Source organism: Stenotrophomonas sp. STEN225 (assembly GCF_056756445.1).
This window is the reverse complement of record NZ_JBRRBV010000004.1, coordinates 43,349-60,486: the sequence shown is the minus strand read 5'-3', so window position 1 is coordinate 60,486 and position 17,138 is coordinate 43,349. Positions and strand designations below refer to the sequence as shown.

The following is a 17,138-nucleotide window of genomic DNA, read 5'->3' as shown; positions in this document are numbered from 1 at the left end:
AGGCAAATAGTTGCCTATTGTCTCCCAAGAAGGCGTGCGCACCAAGGTGCGCACCCACAAGGGTCCCTGCCCTCCCGGCGCGCCCTACCCTGCCTGCGGGAACAGCAGCATCGCGTCGCCGTAACTGAAGAAGCGATAGCGCTGCTGGATCGCGTGCTGATAGGCCTCGAACACCCGCTCCTTGCCGGCAAAGGCCGAAATCATCATCAACAGGGTGCTTTCCGGCAGATGGAAATTGGTCACCATCGCGTCAACGCTGCGGATCCGATAGCCCGGGGTGATGAAGATCTGCGTCTCGCCGGCGAACGGCAACAGCTCGCCGTCACGCATCGCACTTTCCAGCGCGCGCACCACGGTGGTGCCGACACCGATCACGCGCCCGCCCGCAGCGCGGGTCCGACGCACCTGCTGCACCAGCTCGGCGCCCACGTTCAGCCACTCGCGGTGCATCACGTGGTCCTTCAGGTCATCGGCTCGCACCGGCTGGAAGGTGCCTGCCCCCACGTGCAGGGTGACGTGGCCGAACTCCACGCCCTTGTCCTTCAGCGCGGCCAACAGCGGTTCATCGAAATGCAGGCCGGCGGTCGGTGCCGCCACCGCTCCCACCTCCCGCGCGAACACGGTCTGGTAGCGCTCGCGGTCGTCCACGCCCGGCTCGCGCTGGATGTAGGGGGGCAGCGGCAGGCGTCCGGCGTGCAGCAGCCACTGCTCCAGTGACTCGGGCACATGGAACTGCAGCACATAGAACTCGCCGTCGCGGCCCAGCACTTCGGCTTCGCCACCGGCATCGAGCGCGACGCGGCTGCCGGCCTTGGGCGACTTGCTGGCGCCGACCTGGGCACGCGCCTGCTGGCCGCCGAGCAGGCGCTCGATCAGGATCTCGACCCGCCCACCGCTGGCCTTCTGACCGAACAGGCGCGCCGGGATCACGCGCGTATCGTTGAATACCAGCAGGTCGCCCGGCTGCAGCAGCGAGGGCAGATCACGCACCTGCAGGTCGGTGAAGGCGGCAGGGGCCGGAGGCACCAGCAGCAGGCGGCTGGCGGAACGTTCAGCCAGCGGCGCCTGCGCGATCAGTTCAGCCGGCAGGTCGTAGTGGAAATCGGACTTCTTCAAGGCAGTGGGCGGCAACAGGTCGACAATGGCGCGCATTGTACGGCCAGCGTCTGCGAGCCGGCGTGGTCCGCGGCGAACGTCGCGCAAAATGCTGCTATGCAACAGGTTTCTGCGGGGTTATCGCGCAAAAAAACAAGTGCTAGCATCGAGATGGAAGTCCGCTGCACGAGGCCGCCCAGCGCGCGTGATGACGCGCGTTTTGCTTTTTGATGGCCCGTGCGCCCCATTGTTTCAGGAGATCTGCAATGAGCTTCATCGAACGCCTCGCCCCCCTGCGCAGCCAGCCCGGCACCCGCCTCACCACCGGCCTGGACGACGCCACCCTGACCACCCTGTCCGTCCGCCATCCGCAGCTGGTGGCCGCGGTCGAGGCCGCCGCCGCGGAGTTCGCCCGTGTGCAGGGCGAACTGGGGCCGTTGCTGGCGCAGGACGAACAGGCGCAGATCGATGCCATGCAGGACGGGTTCGTCAATTTCTACGCCGACGACGCCGTTACGCCCTATGTGGCGCTGGCCGCGCGCGGCCCGTGGGTGGTCACCCTCAAGGGGGCGGTGCTGTATGACGCTGGCGGCTACGGCATGCTCGGCTTCGGTCATACCCCCGACACGGTGCTGGAGGCGATGGCCCGACCGCAGGTGATGGCCAACATCATGACCCCCAGCCTGTCACAGCAGCGCTTCATCACCGCCCTTCGCGCCGAGATCGGCCACCGTCGTGGCGGCTGCCCGTTCGCCCGTTTCATGTGCCTGAACTCCGGCTCGGAAGCGGTCGGGCTGGCCGCACGCATCGCCGACGTCAACGCCAAGCTGCAGACCGACCCGGGTGCGCGCCACGCCGGCGCCGCGATCAAGCGCGTGGTGGTCAAGGGCAGCTTCCATGGCCGCACCGACCGGCCGGCGCTGTACTCCGATTCCAGCCGCAAGAGCTACATGCAGCATCTGGCCAGCTACCGTGGCGAGGATTCGGTGATCACCGTGGCGCCGTACGACGAAGCCGGCCTGCGCGCGGTGTTCGAGGACGCCGCCCGCAACAAGTGGTTCATCGAGGCGGTGTTCCTGGAGCCGGTCATGGGCGAAGGCGATCCGGGCCGCTCGGTACCGCCGTCGTTCTATGCCCTGGCCCGCGAATTGACCCGCGCGCACGGCAGCCTGCTGCTGCTCGATTCGATCCAGGCCGGCCTGCGCGCGCACGGCGTGCTGTCGGTGGTTGACTACCCGGGCTTCGAAGGCCTGGATCCGCCGGACATGGAAACCTACTCGAAGGCCCTGAACGCGGCCCAGTACCCGCTGTCGGTGCTGGCGGTGACCGAGCATGCCGCACAGCTGTACCGCAAGGGCATCTACGGCAACACCATGACCAGCAACCCGCGTGCGCTGGACGTGGCCTGCGCGACGCTGGCACAGCTGACCCCGCAGGTGCGCGCCAACATCGCCGAGCGCGGCGCCGAAGCCGTGCGCAAGCTGGAACAGCTCAAGGGCGAGCTTGGCGGGTTGATCACCAAGGTGCAGGGTACCGGCCTGCTGTTCTCGTGCGAGCTGGCGCCGCAGTTCAAGTGCTACGGCAGTGGTTCCACCGAAGAATGGCTGCGCCGGCATGGCATCAATGTGATCCATGGCGGCGAGAACTCGCTGCGCTTCACGCCCCACTTCGGCATGGACAGCGAAGAGCTGGATCTGCTGGTGGGCATGGTCGGCCGCGCCCTGCGTGAAGGCCCGCGACGCGAGCAGGCTGCGGCGGCGTAAGCCCCCGCTTTTTGTAGAGCCGAAGGCAGCGGCAGGAGCCGCTGCCAACGTCGCTGGCGACGGCCCGAAGGGTGCCGGTCAGGACGACCGGCATAGCCCATGCTCGGCTAGGGCATTGCCGCGATCTGAACGAAGAGCAGCCGAGCATGGCTCGGCTCTACAGAAGGCCTCTCAAGGCCTCATAATCCTTGGACACCCCGTCCCTGACCGCCCTGCGGTCGGCGACGGGGCGTTTTCGTTTCCGGCCAAGAGACAGGAAGATCCATGAAATCGATCTGTGTGTACTGTGGTTCCAACGCTGGCAGCAAGCCGGCCTATACCGAACGCGCCATTGCACTGGGCGACCGCATCGCCCGCGACGGCCTGCGCCTGGTGTATGGCGGCGGCAACGTCGGCCTGATGGGAACCGTGGCCAATGCCGTGCTCGCGGCCGGCGGCGAGGTCACCGGCGTGATTCCCCGCCAGCTGGCCGACTGGGAAGTGGCCCATCGTGGCCTGACCGAGCTGGAGATCGTCGGCTCGATGCACGAACGCAAGTCGCGCATGTTCGACCTGGCCGACGGCTTCGTCGCCCTGCCCGGCGGCTTCGGCACCATGGAGGAGATCTTCGAGATGCTGACCTGGCGCCAGCTGGGCATCGGCAACAAGCCCTGTGCATTCCTGGACGTGGACGGCTTCTATGCACCGCTGATCGGCATGATCGATCGCATGGTGGATGAGCGCTTCCTGCACCCGGACCAGCGCCAGGACCTGTGGTACGGCTCGGACATCGAGCAGATGCTGGAGTGGATGAAGAACTACCAGCCGGCACAGGCCTCCAAGTGGATCGACGAGAAGCGCCGCGCCGCCCTGCGTTGATCGTCCGCCGCGTGGCGTCTCAGGGCGCCACGTCGGCCCAGGGAGCCGGTCGCCCCAGCAGGTAGCCCTGGCCGTAATCGCAGCCCAGTTCGCGCAGTGTCTGCCGCTGGGCTTCGGTTTCGATGCCTTCGCCGATGGTTTCGATGCCCAGCGTGCGCGCCAGCGACAGCACGCCCTGTACCAGCGCGCGGGTGCTCTGCACTTCCGGTCCATGCAGGCCGGCAATGAAGCTCTGGTCGATCTTCAGCGTGCTGATCGGGAAGCGGTGCAGGTACGACAACGCCGAGAAGCCGGTGCCGAAGTCGTCCAGCTGCACCTGGATGCCGCGCTCGCGCAGTCCCTGCAGGATATGCAGCGTGTGCGGGCCGTCATCCAGCAGCGCGACCTCGGTGATCTCCAGGCGCAACCGGCGCGGATCGGCCCCGCAGGCGTCGAGCAGGCCGAACAGGCGCGCACTGAAACCGGCCGAACGGAAATGCCGCGGCGACACGTTCACCGACACATAGCCCTGCCCGCCCGCGGCCAGGCCGGCGATGACCTGTTCGTAGATCAGCCAGTCGACCTGTTCGATCAACCCGCTCTCCTCTCCCAGCTCCAGGAACGCGCCCGGCAACAGCAGGCCACGCCGTTCGTGCTGCCAGCGCAGCAGCGCTTCGTGTCCCACCACTTCCCCGTCGGACAGGCGCACGATCGGCTGGTAGAACGGCACGAAATCCCGGTTGTTGATCGCCCGCCGCAGATCGGCTTCCAGATCGAGGCTGCGCATGGCCTGCTCGCGCATGTCCTCGTCGAAGATCGCACAGCGATCATGGCCCTGCGCCTTGGCCCGGTACATGGCGGCGTCGGCATCGCGCAGCAGCTCTTCTCCGGTCCGGTAACGCGGATTCCACAGTGCGATGCCGAGGCTGCCGGACGGGAACAGCTCGCGCCCGGCGATCCACATCGACTCCTGCAATGCCAACAGCAGGCGCTGACCGAAATCCAGGGCCTGCGCCAGGCCCAGCGGGCACTGCAGCAGCACCGCGAACTCATCACCGCCCAGGCGCGCCACCACGTCGTCGGGGCCCGCCATCGACACGATGCGCTTGGCCACTTCCACCAGCATGTGATCGCCGGCCGCGTGGCCGATGCTGTCGTTGACCAGCTTGAAACGGTCCAGATCCAGGAACAGCACCGCGAACACCGGACCGTCCTCCTGCCTGGCCAGTACCAGCGCATCCTGCAGCCGGTCCAGCAGGTGCAGGCGGTTGGGCAACCCGGTCAGCGCGTCGTGCATGGCCTGGTGGGTCAGCCGCTGCTCGGCACGCAGGCGCTCGCCGATCTGGCCCAACAGCTTTTCATTGACCTCTGCCAGTTCGCGCGTGCGTTCGTCCACGCGCTTCTCCAGCTCGGCATGCGCCGAACGCAGGCGCTGCTGGTCGCGCTGGCGGGCCAGTCCAGTGCCGATGTTCTGCGCGACGAAGGTCAGCAAGCGCTGGTCGTGGATGCTGAAGGCACGCTGCTCGCTGTAGCTCTGCACCACGATCGCGCCAACCACTTCGTCATCCCGCAGCAGCGGCACGCCCAGCCAGCACAGCGAGCGCGCGCCGGACTCGCGCACCTCGCCACTGGCGCGCAGCGAGTCGATCTGCGCGCGGGACGCCAACAGCGGCTGGCGGTTGCGCACCACGTATTCGGTCAGGCCACGACTGAACGCACGGGAGGCGCGGCTGGCGTGGCGTTCATCCACCGAGTAGACGAAATCCAGTCCATCACCCGCCTCGTTGACCAGCGCGATGTAGAAATTGCGCGCGTCGAGCAGTCGGCCGACCACGCCATGCACCTGGCCGTAGAACTGCTCCAGGCTCTCGGCGGACATCGCCATCTCTGCAATGTCGTACAGCGCGATCTGCAGCTGCTCGGCACGACGACGCTCTGCCACTTCGTCCTGCAGGCTGTGGTTGGCGCGTTGCAGTTCCTGCGTGCGCAGTTCCACCTGCTGCTCGAGCCGCACCTGGGCCTGGCGCCGGTCCATCGCGGTCTGTACGTGCTGGGCAACGAAACCCAGCAGTGCACGCTCGGCCTCGCCATAGCGGTCTGCCTGCTCGTAGCTCTGCACCACGATGGCACCGCACACCCGGCCATCGCGCAGCATCGGCACACCCAGCCAGTCCAGGCTTTCGGGGCCGCGAAGCGGGTCATGCTCCTGCCCGACCTCGCGGGCCAACAGTTCCCGCGAAGGTCCGCTCAGGGGCCTGCCATGGTGCAGCAACGCCACCGTCAGGCTGCGCGGCATTCCACTGGCGTCGAAGCTCTGCGCCGGATCGGCGACGAAATCATCCACCTGGTCGGCGAAGTACAGGAACCTGATCTGGTCGTGCAGGTCATCGTATTCGACGATGTAACAGTTTTCCGCGTACATCAGCGTGCCCAGCACGTCGTGCACGCGGCGCAGCATCTGCCCCATCTCCAGGTCGGCGCCGGCAAGATCGGCAATCTGGAACAGCGCCTGCTGCAGCCGCTCGGCCTCTTCCAGCGCTTTGATCTGTCCCGCCTGGCGGCCCCGCTGCAGGGCCAGTTCCATGGCCTGCCGCGCCAGACCCCACCATGCGGACGAAGGCGCCGCGCCTTCCACCACCAGGTACAGGCGGGCACCATCATGATCCCAACCGTGGCGGCCATCGCCGGCAGCCGGTGCCCCGCTGTCGGCCGCGACCGGGGGTATCGGCCAGATGGCGTCACCGCGCCCCAGCTGGGGATCGTCCCAGCCGACCCGGACCACCGCCGATTCCGGCAGCAGCGCATGCAGCGCGCGCACGAGTTCCGTACTCAGCACGGCCTCGTGTGATGGCGTTTGCGCAGGTTCAGCGTGCGTGGACAAATGACAATCTCTTGGCGCCGTCTGTGCGTCGCCTCCCCTGAGCCGCCGAGCATAGCGCGCCACCGGGGGGGCAATGGAAGCCCGGCAACCCCGAATCGTGCGCCCGTTCGTTATTCCTGGCGTCCGCACCCCGTTCCGAGCCATGAACCTCGCCCTGTCCGCCCCCGCACCCCGCTATGCGCCATCGTCGGCAGGCCTTAACCTGTACCGCGTGGAAGCCAGCGCCCTGCCAACCGATGAAGCCTTGATGCTCGCCTGGGCCGGCGGCGACCTGCACGCGTTCGAGAGCCTGTATGCGCGCCATCGCAAGCGCCTGTTCGGCTTCCTGCTGCGCCAGCTGCGCGATACCGCCCTGGCCGAGGAGATCTTCCAGGACGTCTGGCAACGGGTCATCAGCGCACGGTCCGGCTGGCAGCCGGATGCCGCCTTCAGCACCTGGCTGTTCCGCATCGCGCACAACAAGCTCAACGATCACTGGCGCGCCGCACGCCACCGCCCGGCGGCGCCGGCCGATGCCGAGCTGCGTCTGGCCGCGCTGGAAGATGGGCAGACCCCGGAAGCAGAGCTTTCAGAATTCGAGCAACGTCGCCGCGTCCAGCGCGCGATGGAAGAACTGCCGCTGGAGCAGCGCGAAGTGCTGCAGCTGCGGCTGGATCAGGAACTGAGCCTGGAGGAGATCGGCCAGATCACCGGCGTAGGCCGGGAAACCGTGAAATCGCGGCTGCGCTATGCGATGGACAAGCTGCGTGCGGGACTGAACGCATGAACCGAGACGAACCCCTGACGCCTGAAGAGCGCGAGCTGGCGCGCCTGCTCGGCCGTCGTGTCGAACAGGCGCCTCCGGCGGCGCTGGATGCCACGATCCTGGCGGCCGCCCGTGCGGCGGTGCAGGCGCCACCGGCCGACGCGCCCGGTGCGGGCAGCGTGCGTGCACGGCGGCCGCGCCGGCACTGGCCTGCGGTGTTCGGCGTTGCTGCATCGATGGTATTCGCCATCGGAATCGCCTGGCAGCTGCGCCCGGAACCGCCCGCGGTCCCGGCGCACGATGCACAGATCACTGCGCCGCGCGTCGCCGACGAGGTCGCTGCCGAAGTGGCCGCGCAGCCTGCCGAGGGCCCTACCCGGCCTTCCCCTGCCGAGCCGGCCATCGCAAGTGCGCCGCCGGCACCACCGGCACCACCGGCGCCGGTCGCGGCACCCAGGCCCGCCGCGCCGGCCCGATCCTCCGCACCGCAGACACCGGCACCGACGGTGGCGGCACGAGCGAAAGCGGCGGCTCAGGCCACCGAGCGCGCCGCCGCCGACACCGCAGCTCCGCCGCCGGCTGCGGAACCTCCGGCCGCTGTGGCCTATTCGGCACCGCTGCCTGCTGCGGCGCCTGCGCCGCCGTCGCTGGAAGCGCGCGACGCCGATGCCCCCCTGTCCGGCGCGATGGAGGCCGCCCCGGCCAGCGCGGGACAGCGCGGTGACACCACGACGCTCAAGCGGGCCGCACCGCTCCGCAGTGCACCAGGCGTGATGCGTCGCGGCAGCGATGCCGCGCTCAGCGCTACGGCCGTGCAGGCCGAAGTGGCCGCCGACGCCCAGCTGCCCCGCCGGCAGTGGCTGCAGAAGATCCGCGAACGTCGCGACGAAGGCCAGCGCGACATCGCCCGTGCCAGCCTCGAGCGCTACGTGCAGCAGTATCCGGAGTCGCGGCTGCCACGCGACCTGCGTCCTCTGCTGGACGACTGAAGCATGGGGGCGGCAACCCCGTAGAATGAAGGGAATGCCCGATACCCTCGCCCAGCCCGTCAGCCACACGCTGGAAGTCAAGCACAGCCGCTTCATCGCCCATGCCGCGCCCATCGATGGCGCGGCGGCGGCGATGTCGTTCCTGCAGCGGGTGATGGTGGCCGACGCCACGCACAACTGCTGGGCCTACCGGCATGGACAGGAGTATCGCTCCAGCGATGATGGCGAGCCGGCGGGGACTGCCGGCCGGCCGATCCTGGCCGCCATCGATGGCCAGGGCTTCGACCGGGTCATGGTGGTGGTGATCCGCTGGTACGGGGGTATCAAGCTCGGCGCCGGCGGTCTGGTCCGCGCCTACGGCGGTACCGCCGCCGAGTGTCTGCGCACGGCACCGCGGCTGCCACTGGTGGCGATGGCACGGCTGCAGCTGCTGGCCGGCTTCGAGGACCTGGGTACCCTGCATGCGGCCCTGCCCGCGTTCTTCGCCGAGAAGCAGGATGAACAGTTCGACGCTGAAGGCGTGCGCCTGCGGATCGAATTACCCGCCGACCAGGCCGACGCATTGAAAATCCGCCTGCGAGACGCCACCCGTGACCGTATCCGTATCCGAGATGACGACCAGGATGACTGACAAGGACGACGCGGCCGCCGCGACCCCGCCATTGCGCCGCCTCGGCAGCCTGCGAACGCTGTGGCCGTTCGTGCGCCGGCACAGTGGCCTGTTCGCCGCCTGGCTGCTGGCGCTGGCCGTCTCCTCGGCCGCCACCCTCAGCCTGCCTCCGGCCGTCAAGCAGATGATCGACCACGGCTTCAGCAGCGGCGGCCAGATCAACCGGGCGTTTGCCCTGCTGATGCTGGTGGCGGTAGTGCTGGCGATCGCCACCTCCGCACGCTTCTACTTCGTGTCGCTGCTCGGCGAGAAGGTAGTGGCCGACCTGCGCAGCCGTCTGTACGGGCACCTGATCCAGTTGGGTGCCGGTTTCCATGACCGCAGCCGCAGCGGCGAACTGGTCTCGCGCCTGACCGCCGACAGCGAGCTGCTGCGCAGCGTGGTGGGCTCGACCATGTCAGTCGCATTGCGCAGCAGCGTGACGGTGGTCGGCAGCCTGGCCATGCTGTTCGTGACCAGTCCGCGCCTGGCGGCGTGGTCGCTGCTCGGCATCCCGCTGGCGGTACTGCCCATCATCATCGGCGCACGCAAGCTGCGCACCGTCGCGCGCAGCAGCCAGGACCGCATCGCCGACGCCAACAGCCTGGCCAGCGAGACCCTCGGTGCCGTCCGCACGGTGCAGGCACATGCGCGCGAGCCTTACGAGCGCGGCCGCTTCGACCTGGCGCTGGGCGATGCGATCCGGGCCGCACGCCGGCGCATCGGCGCACAGTCGCTGGTCACCGCCAGCGCCATCCTGCTGATCTTCGGTGCCATTGTCGGCGTGCTGTGGCTGGGCGCCCACGATGTCATCGAGGGCCGCCTCAGTGCCGGCACCCTGGGCCAGTTCGTGCTGTATGCGCTGATCGGCGGTGGTTCGGTGGGCGCTCTGGCCGAAGTCTGGAACGAGCTCCAGCGCGCTGCCGGCGGCATGGGCCGGATCGGCGAACTGCTGCAGGAGGATGTCGAGATCCGCGCGCCCGCGCATCCACGCGCGCTGCCGCAGCCGCTGCAAGGCGAGATCCAGTTCGATGACGTGGTGTTCCACTACCCGCAGCGACCGGACCAGGCCGCGCTCGACCACTTCAGCCTGCATGTGCGCCCCGGCGAGACCGTGGCCCTGGTCGGTCCCTCGGGTGCCGGCAAGAGCACGGTGCTGTCGATGCTGCTGCGGTTCCATGACCCGGCCAACGGCCGCATCTGCGTGGACGGCATCGATGTGCGCGAGGTCGATCCCGCCGACCTGCGCGCCCAGCTGGCCCTGGTGCCGCAGCAACCGACGCTGTTCGCCGCCAGCGCCCGCGACAACATCCGCTACGGCCGCCTGCAGGCCAGCGATGCCGAAGTCGAGGAAGCGGCGCGTGCCGCTGAGGCCGATGGCTTCCTGCGTGCGTTGCCGCAGGGTTATGACAGTGAGCTGGGCGAGCGCGGCGCGCGCCTGTCCGGCGGGCAGCAGCAGCGCGTGGCGATCGCCCGCGCGCTGCTGAAGGATGCGCCGATCCTGCTGCTGGACGAAGCCACCAGCGCGCTCGACGCGCAGAGCGAGTACGGTGTACAGCAGGCGCTGGAGCGCCTGATGGCGGGCCGCACCACGCTGGTCATCGCCCACCGTCTGGCAACCGTGCTCAAGGCCGACCGCATCGTGGTCATGGACCAGGGGCGCATCGTCGCCGAAGGCACGCACGCACAGTTGTTGGCTGAAGGGGGTCTGTACGCGGAGCTGGCGCGGCTGCAGTTCATCGATTGATGACGGTCGGCTAACACCTCTGGCGCCAAGCTGGCCGTGCAGAAGCAGCATCCGCTGAAGGAGGTGGACGATGTCGTTCCGTCAGTTTCCCGCAGTCGACAGCAATGGCGAGAGCCATATCATCATCGAGTTCAAGCCCGAGGCCAATGGTAGCGGGCATCATTCCGAAGCCACCCCGCGCTACGAGCTCGACGACGGGCGTCATCTGGTGCGCAATGGCCGCGAGTTCAGCACCAGTGGCGGCGAACTGCGGCTGACCATCTAGCGTCGCGTGGGTCATCGCAGGGCCGCCGGGCGTAGCCCGGCCCCACCGGCAGCGCCCTGGTCAGTTTTTCGCCACAGATCTTGACAGCTTGTGCTGGCAAGGCATGAGCAGTGTTATCCACATGTTTGCGCAGAATTCATCCACATCCCCTGTGGATGAATGCACTACGCCAGTACCCGTCCGATTCCGCTGGCATCCACGGCGGCCGCTGCGTCGGCCAGGGCACGTGGATCACTGCCGGCGACGAAGCCGATGCGGAAATGCACTTCCCCGCCCGGCGTGCGCGAGGAATGGATAGAAGCCAGGCTGATGCCGTGCTGCTCGAAGATGTTCAGCAGTTCACGCAGTGAGCCCGGGCGATCTTCCGGCAGGTGGACCGACACGGCGTTGCGCTCGGTCAGATCGGCCAGCAGGTAGCCCACCCGCTCGAAGGTATAGTTTCCCGAGGCCAGTGCAGGCGCGCCGAAGGCGGCCCGGTTCGCCACCAGCATCTGCTCACGGAATGCACCGCGCGCCATGTCGTCGCCTTGATCGACCTGGGCCTGCAGCACGCGCAGCTGGCCGACCAGGCGTTCCAGCATCGGCGCGACATGCGGATTGCCGAACTGGATGTCCTCATAGATCGCCGGATTCAGCGAGAGGATGCGCGAGATGATCGCGGTATCCAGTTCGAACGACGCCGAGCGATAGGGAAGCATCGCTTCCAGTGTCCCCAGTTGCGGCTGATACTCCCGCAGCACGCCGGCCTGGGCCAGATGCGTGGCATGCACCATCGCCTGCACCAGCGCCATCATCTGGTCATGGTGCTGTGGCGTGGCGCGCACGCACTCGGCCTGCAGCGCCACGCACAGCGCATCCAGCCAGGGCTGCCAGTGCTGCAGTCGCGCTTCGCAGACCACCATCACCCTGCCCTTCAACGTGGGGGCCTTCGGCGGCGCGGTCATCGGGTGCAGGCCGACCACTTCGGCCTGTGAGGCAAGCATCGCCTGTACCGGCGCGTCCTTGACCGAGGTGACATCGAGCCACAGGCGCCCGCGTTCACGACCCGCCGAGCAGCGCACGTATTCGGCGATCAGTTCCGGCGTATGCCGGATCGGTGCAGAGAACACCAGTACATCGGCCTCGGCCAGCAACTGCTCCGGTGTATGCGAAGCAGCATCGGCCGGATCGTGGCCGATCACCTGCAGTCGCATCTGCTGCTCGAAGAAGCGGCCCAGCCAGCGCCCGTAGGCGCCGGCACTGCCGACGATGCCGATCGTGCGCGGCGCAAAGTGCTGCACTGCCGTCATGCCACGCGTTCAGCGCGGAAGCGCGTGCCTTCGGCCAGTGCGGCGGGCGCCGCGGCAATCACGTCGAACTCCTCGAAACCATTGGCCAGCGTGGCCTCAAGGGCGGCATGGGTACCCGCGATGGCACGCGAGATCGCCTGCTGCATCGACTCTCCCCGCAGCAGGAACGACACCACCAGCGACATCAGTACGTCGCCGGTCCCGGCCACGTCCACCGGCAGCAGCGGCGAGGTCCAACGCCAGGTCTCGTCGCGTCCCACCGCCAGCGTCACCAGCTCGCCCGGCGTGCCACCCACGCTGTGCGCGATCACCCAGTGCGGACCACGCGCCAGCAGCGTACGCGCGGCGGCGATGGCGTCGGCCTCGGCCAGTGCCGGCATGCCGGTCAGACGGGCCAGCTCGAATGCATTCGGGGTGACCAGCCACGCATGCGGCAGCAGCCGTTCGGCGAAGATCGCCTCCAGACCCGGCTCCACATAGGGGCCGGTATGGGTATCGCCGATCACCGGATCCAGGCAGTAGCGCAGCTGCGGGCACGCGGGCAGGACCTGATCGAGCCAGTCGGCGAACGCCGCACCATTGGCGGTGCTGCCGAAGTAGCCGGAGACCAGCATCCTGGCCCGCTGCGGCAGGCCGCGCTCGTGGGTGCCCAGCAACAGATCGGCGAACCAGTCGGCGGGCAGCACGCGACCGCGGGTGGTGTCGTAGAACGGCGCGTTGCTGAGCAGCACGGTCGGAATTTCAGCTACGCGCACGCCGAGCGCGCGCATCGGCGGCATGGCGGCGCTGTTGCCGGCATGGCCGTAGACAAGCTGCGACTGGACCGAAATGACATCGACCGGCGACGGCCCATCCGGCCGCTGGCGGCGACCGTGGACCAGATGGGTATCAAGGGATTCGCTCATATCCGCATTCTACGCCCAAGGGGGTTTTCGGCAGGGCTTGCAGCCCTGCACCTGCTCAATGCAACGGCAACGGCCGAAGCCAAAGCCAAAGCGGCATTCCGTGGGGTGGCGGGGCGGTGTGGGTGGTCAGGACACGCCGTAAACCCATCCATGGGGGCTCGATGGCGCCATCCATGGCGCCAACGGTCCTGACCACCCACACCGCCCCACCTTCGACAGGTTCACGCGGCTGTTGGTAACTGCGGCTGTTGTTCCGCGCCGCTGTTGGTAGGTGTCGACCTTGGTCGACACATCTGTCAGATATCGAATGAATTCATCCACGCATGGCGTGGATCTACCGTGTCGACCAAGGTCGACACCTACCAGAGCAGAGTGCTGTTCCGACAGATCGCGGAAAACCACCGAAGGCGGGGTGGGTCCGGTTGCGGGGGCGTGAGCCGCATGGATGCGGCGACCGAGCTTACATGGACGTACTTGCAGCGTCCCCCGCCAACCGGACCCACCCCGCCAATCCACGGATAGCGCGCTTCGGTTGTTGCCGTTGCCTCTGCAGGTGCAGGGCTGCAAGCCCTGCAAACCCACCCTCCCTCAGTGAGCAGCAGGCCGCGACGGCGGCAGCCATGCCGCCACGATGCCGAGCAGCGGCAGGAACGCCGTCAGGTGATAGACGTATTCGATGCTGGTCCTGTCCGCCAGCAGGCCCAGCACCGCCGCGCCCAGGCCGCCCATGCCGAACGCAAAACCGAAGAACAGGCCCGACACCATGCCGATCCGGTGCGGCATCATCTCCTGCGCATAGACCACGATGGCAGAGAAGGCAGACGACAACACGAAACCGATCAGCACCGCCAGCACCGTGGTCCACAGCAGATCCGCATGCGGCAACGCCAGTGCGAACGGCGCCACGCCCAGGATCGAGGTCCAGATGATCGGCTTGCGGCCGATGCGATCGCCCAGCGGACCGCCCAGGAAGCCACCCGCCGCCGAAGCCACCAGGAACGCGAACAGGTGCAGCTGCGCCTGCGCCACCGGAATGCCGAAATGGTGGATCAGGTAGAAGGTGAAGTAGCTGCCGATGCTGGCCATGTAGAAGTACTTGCTGAAGATCAGCACCAGCAGGATCGCCAGCACCTTGGCCACGGTGCGCGGAGGATGCCGCGACGCCACCGCCGCCACGCCGGCCGGGCGGGGTGCGCCCAGGTGCAGCGCATACCAGCGGCTCACATAGGTCAGCAGGGCGATGCCGACCAGCGCAGCACCGGCAAACCATGAGGCCGCATGCTGGCCGTACGGCACGATCACGGCGGCGGCAATCAGCGGCCCCAGCGCGGTACCGAAGTTGCCGCCGACCTGGAACACCGACTGTGCGAAGCCATGGCGCCCGCCGGACGCCAGCCGTGCGATGCGCGACGCTTCCGGGTGGAAGATCGCCGATCCGATGCCGACCAGCGCGGCGGCCATCAGGACCATCGCATAGTTCGGCGCGAAGCCGAGCAGCAGCATCCCGCACAGCGTCGAGGCCATGCCGATCGGCAACGAGTACGGCGCTGGATGGCGGTCGGTATGCATCCCCACCAGCGGTTGGAAGATCGACGCGGTGAGCTGGTAGGTCAGCGTGATCAGTCCGATCTGGGTGTAGCTGAGATTGAAGCCGCCCTTGATGACCGGATAGATCGCCAGGATCAGCGACTGCATCATGTCGTTGACGACATGCGAGGTGGAGATGGCGGCCAGTACGCCGGGCGCCACCGGGCGGGAGGTCGTTGCAGGGGAAGCCAGAGTCGACATGGACGCAGTCAGATTTGAGGGCGGTTCCGCATGCTACGGTTGCCTTCCCCTCCCTTCTGCCGCGTTCGGGTCATGGCCTATCGCAAAAAGGACATTGGCGGTGACGTCGATCCGGCTGCGCCGTGGCGCGATGTGCCGCTGCATCGCCCGGTCACCTACCGGGTTACCCAGTACCCGGCCGGCACCCATATCGCAGGCCACAAGCACCAGCGCCACCAGCTGGTCTATGCCATCTCCGGGCTGATGGTGGTGCGCTCGGAAGTCGGTCGCTGGGTCGTGCCCTCCACCCGTGCGATCTGGATGCCGGCCGGCATGGTGCATGCGGTGGACTGCATTGCCGCCGTGCACATGCGCAGCCTGTACATCGACCCGTCATTCGCCCCGCAACTGCCGGCCGAACCGTTCGCGGTACAGGTGGCACCGCTGCTGCGCGAACTGCTGCAGGCAGCCACCCTGATCAAGGGCGAGCACATCGAAGACAGCCGCGATGGCCGCGTGGTGCGCCTTCTGCTGGACGAGCTGCATCGCATGGACGTATTGCCGCTGCACCTGCCCGCGCCTACCGATCCGCGCCTGCAGCGGATCTGCCAGCACCTGCAGAAGCATCCCGGCGACGATGCGACGCTGCAGGACTGGGCGCAGTCACTGGAAGTGGATGTAAAAACCATCCAGCGCCACTTCGCCAACGAACTGGGCATGACCTTCGGCCAGTGGCGGCAGCAGGCGCGGCTGCTGGCGGCAATGGAACGGCTGGCGACCGGCGAGAAGGTCATCGATGTCGCACTGGCGATGGGCTACGACAGCCCCAGCGCGTTCACCAGCATGTTCAAGCGCCAGCTGGGGCAGACCCCGGCGGCGTTCTTCCGCTGACCCCATGCACAGAAACGCCGGGCATGGCCCGGCGCTACCGTTCAACGCTTGCGTTGAAAATTCAGGACGTCATCCGGTCCCAGAAGCCCTTCACGCCGTCCATGAAGGTGGCGGACTTCGGCGAGTGCTTGCGCGCTTCCTCACCGACGAAGGTGGCCTCGAACTGCTCCAGCAGCCTGCGCTGGTCGTTGGTCAGGTTGACCGGCGTCTCGACCACCACGCGGCAATACAGATCGCCCTCGCTGCGGCTGCGCACCGAACGCACGCCCTTGCCGCGCAGGCGGAACAGTTTCCCGGTCTGGGTCTCTGCCGGAATGCGGATCTCCGCTTCGCCACCCAGCGTCGCCACGCGCACGGTATCGCCGAGCGCCGCCTGCGAGATGCGGATCGGCACTTCACAATGCAGATCGTCGCCATCGCGCTGGAAGATGGGGTGCTCGCGCACGCGCACTTCCACGTACAGGTCGCCCGGCGGCGTGCCGGCCGGCCCCGCTTCGCCCTCGCCAGCCAGGCGGATGCGATCGCCGGTGTCGACGCCCGCCGGCACCTTCACCGACAGCACCTTGTCTTCCTCGACACGGCCATTGCCGTGGCAGGTCTTGCAGGGCTTGGCAATGATCTGGCCGCGGCCGCCGCAGTTGTGGCAGGCCTGCTGCATGGCGAAGATGCCGCGCTGGATGCGCACCTGGCCGCGGCCGTGGCAGACGTTGCAGGTCTCCACCTTGCCATCTTCCGAGCCGCTGCCATCGCAATCGCCGCATTCGGCCAGGGTCGGGATCTCGATGCGGCGCTCGACGCCACGCACCGCTTCTTCCAGGTCCAGCTCCATCACGTAACCGATGTCGGCACCGCGGCGTGCCTGGCGCGGACCGCCGCCGGCACCACCGAAGATGTTGCCGAAGATGTCGCCGAAGATATCGTTCATGTCCGGACCACCCGGACCGCCCCCGCCCATGCCGTGCTCGAACGCGGCATGGCCGTGGCTGTCATACATCCGGCGCTTGTTGCCGTCGGACAGGACCTCGTAGGCTTCCTTGCACTCCTTGAAGGAGGCTTCGGCAGCCGCATCACCCGGATTTCGGTCCGGATGGAACTTCATCGCGCAGCGGCGGTAAGCCTTCTTCAGCTCTTCTTCGTTGGCGGTGCGGGCCACGCCCAGCACTTCGTAGTAATCGCGCTTGCTCATATCGTGAATCGGCTTCCGGAATGTCGGGATTCGTCAAAGCGGAAGAGCGGAACCAGGTCCGCTCTTGCGTCGGGCGCCCCGACGCGCCGGAGGCGGTCAGGACCCTGATGCGACAACGGGACGCTGCCA

Annotated in this window: 14 protein-coding genes; 8 read left to right on the top strand and 6 right to left on the bottom strand. The window is 67.7% G+C overall.

The window, feature by feature from the left end:
• Window positions 1-84 precede the first annotated feature (84 nt).
• Window positions 85-1,152, bottom strand: coding sequence for a tRNA preQ1(34) S-adenosylmethionine ribosyltransferase-isomerase QueA (gene queA / locus ACVOJ1_RS05575; protein ID WP_197572039.1), 1,068 nt, complete (start codon window positions 1,150-1,152; stop codon window positions 85-87).
• A 209-nt stretch (window positions 1,153-1,361) separates the two neighbouring features.
• On the opposite strand from queA, the gene ACVOJ1_RS05570 reads away from it, so the two are divergent.
• Window positions 1,362-2,858, top strand: coding sequence for an aminotransferase class III-fold pyridoxal phosphate-dependent enzyme (locus tag ACVOJ1_RS05570; RefSeq protein ID WP_053519783.1), 1,497 nt, complete (start codon window positions 1,362-1,364; stop codon window positions 2,856-2,858).
• Between the two features lie 264 nt (window positions 2,859-3,122).
• Window positions 3,123-3,716 (top strand): LOG family protein, encoded by a 594-nt coding sequence (locus ACVOJ1_RS05565; protein WP_065175031.1) that lies wholly within the window; start codon window positions 3,123-3,125, stop codon window positions 3,714-3,716.
• A gap of 19 nt (window positions 3,717-3,735) precedes the next feature.
• Here ACVOJ1_RS05565 and ACVOJ1_RS05560 read toward each other — a convergent pair whose 3' ends face one another.
• Window positions 3,736-6,531 carry a bifunctional diguanylate cyclase/phosphodiesterase gene (locus ACVOJ1_RS05560; RefSeq protein ID WP_258391133.1) on the bottom strand — a complete coding sequence of 932 codons (2,796 nt, stop codon included), beginning with the start codon at window positions 6,529-6,531 and terminating at the stop codon, window positions 3,736-3,738.
• Window positions 6,532-6,823: 292 nt separating this feature from the next.
• Between ACVOJ1_RS05560 and ACVOJ1_RS05555 the strand changes: the two genes are divergently transcribed.
• The 5 genes from ACVOJ1_RS05555 to ACVOJ1_RS05535 all read left to right on the top strand — a co-directional run bounded on the left by ACVOJ1_RS05555 (window position 6,824) and on the right by ACVOJ1_RS05535 (window position 10,971).
• Window positions 6,824-7,342, top strand: coding sequence for an RNA polymerase sigma factor (locus tag ACVOJ1_RS05555; RefSeq protein WP_346480164.1), 519 nt, complete (start codon window positions 6,824-6,826; stop codon window positions 7,340-7,342).
• Window positions 7,339-8,310, top strand: coding sequence for a hypothetical protein (locus ACVOJ1_RS05550; protein ID WP_263177929.1), 972 nt, complete (start codon window positions 7,339-7,341; stop codon window positions 8,308-8,310). Before ACVOJ1_RS05555 ends, ACVOJ1_RS05550 begins: the two co-directional genes overlap by 4 nt.
• A gap of 34 nt (window positions 8,311-8,344) precedes the next feature.
• Window positions 8,345-8,941: an IMPACT family protein gene (locus tag ACVOJ1_RS05545; protein WP_263177928.1), complete on the top strand. Its 597-nt coding sequence runs from the start codon at window positions 8,345-8,347 to the stop codon at window positions 8,939-8,941.
• On the top strand, window positions 8,934-10,706 hold the full coding sequence (locus ACVOJ1_RS05540; protein WP_065181307.1) for an ABC transporter transmembrane domain-containing protein: 1,773 nt from the start codon (window positions 8,934-8,936) through the stop codon (window positions 10,704-10,706). Before ACVOJ1_RS05545 ends, ACVOJ1_RS05540 begins: the two co-directional genes overlap by 8 nt.
• 70 nt (window positions 10,707-10,776) lie before the next feature.
• Window positions 10,777-10,971 carry a hypothetical protein gene (locus tag ACVOJ1_RS05535; RefSeq protein WP_053519789.1) on the top strand — a complete coding sequence of 65 codons (195 nt, stop codon included), beginning with the start codon at window positions 10,777-10,779 and terminating at the stop codon, window positions 10,969-10,971.
• A gap of 164 nt (window positions 10,972-11,135) precedes the next feature.
• On the opposite strand, the gene ACVOJ1_RS05530 is transcribed toward ACVOJ1_RS05535, so the two are convergent.
• The 3 genes from ACVOJ1_RS05530 to ACVOJ1_RS05520 all read right to left on the bottom strand — a co-directional run bounded on the left by ACVOJ1_RS05530 (window position 11,136) and on the right by ACVOJ1_RS05520 (window position 14,953).
• Window positions 11,136-12,260: a prephenate dehydrogenase gene (locus ACVOJ1_RS05530; protein ID WP_346480116.1), complete on the bottom strand. Its 1,125-nt coding sequence runs from the start codon at window positions 12,258-12,260 to the stop codon at window positions 11,136-11,138.
• Window positions 12,257-13,165: a pyridoxal kinase gene (gene pdxY / locus ACVOJ1_RS05525; protein ID WP_346480115.1), complete on the bottom strand. Its 909-nt coding sequence runs from the start codon at window positions 13,163-13,165 to the stop codon at window positions 12,257-12,259. Before pdxY ends, ACVOJ1_RS05530 begins: the two co-directional genes overlap by 4 nt.
• Before the next feature lie 588 nt (window positions 13,166-13,753).
• Window positions 13,754-14,953 carry an MFS transporter gene (locus tag ACVOJ1_RS05520; RefSeq protein ID WP_346480114.1) on the bottom strand — a complete coding sequence of 400 codons (1,200 nt, stop codon included), beginning with the start codon at window positions 14,951-14,953 and terminating at the stop codon, window positions 13,754-13,756.
• A 72-nt stretch (window positions 14,954-15,025) separates the two neighbouring features.
• Between ACVOJ1_RS05520 and ACVOJ1_RS05515 the strand changes: the two genes are divergently transcribed.
• The gene (locus tag ACVOJ1_RS05515; protein ID WP_065181304.1) at window positions 15,026-15,823 is read left to right on the top strand and encodes an AraC family transcriptional regulator; all 798 of its coding nucleotides are present in this window, start codon (window positions 15,026-15,028) and stop codon (window positions 15,821-15,823) included.
• Between the two features lie 61 nt (window positions 15,824-15,884).
• On the opposite strand, the gene dnaJ is transcribed toward ACVOJ1_RS05515, so the two are convergent.
• Window positions 15,885-17,009 (bottom strand): molecular chaperone DnaJ, encoded by a 1,125-nt coding sequence (gene dnaJ / locus ACVOJ1_RS05510; protein WP_053519713.1) that lies wholly within the window; start codon window positions 17,007-17,009, stop codon window positions 15,885-15,887.
• Window positions 17,010-17,138: the final 129 nt, after the last annotated feature.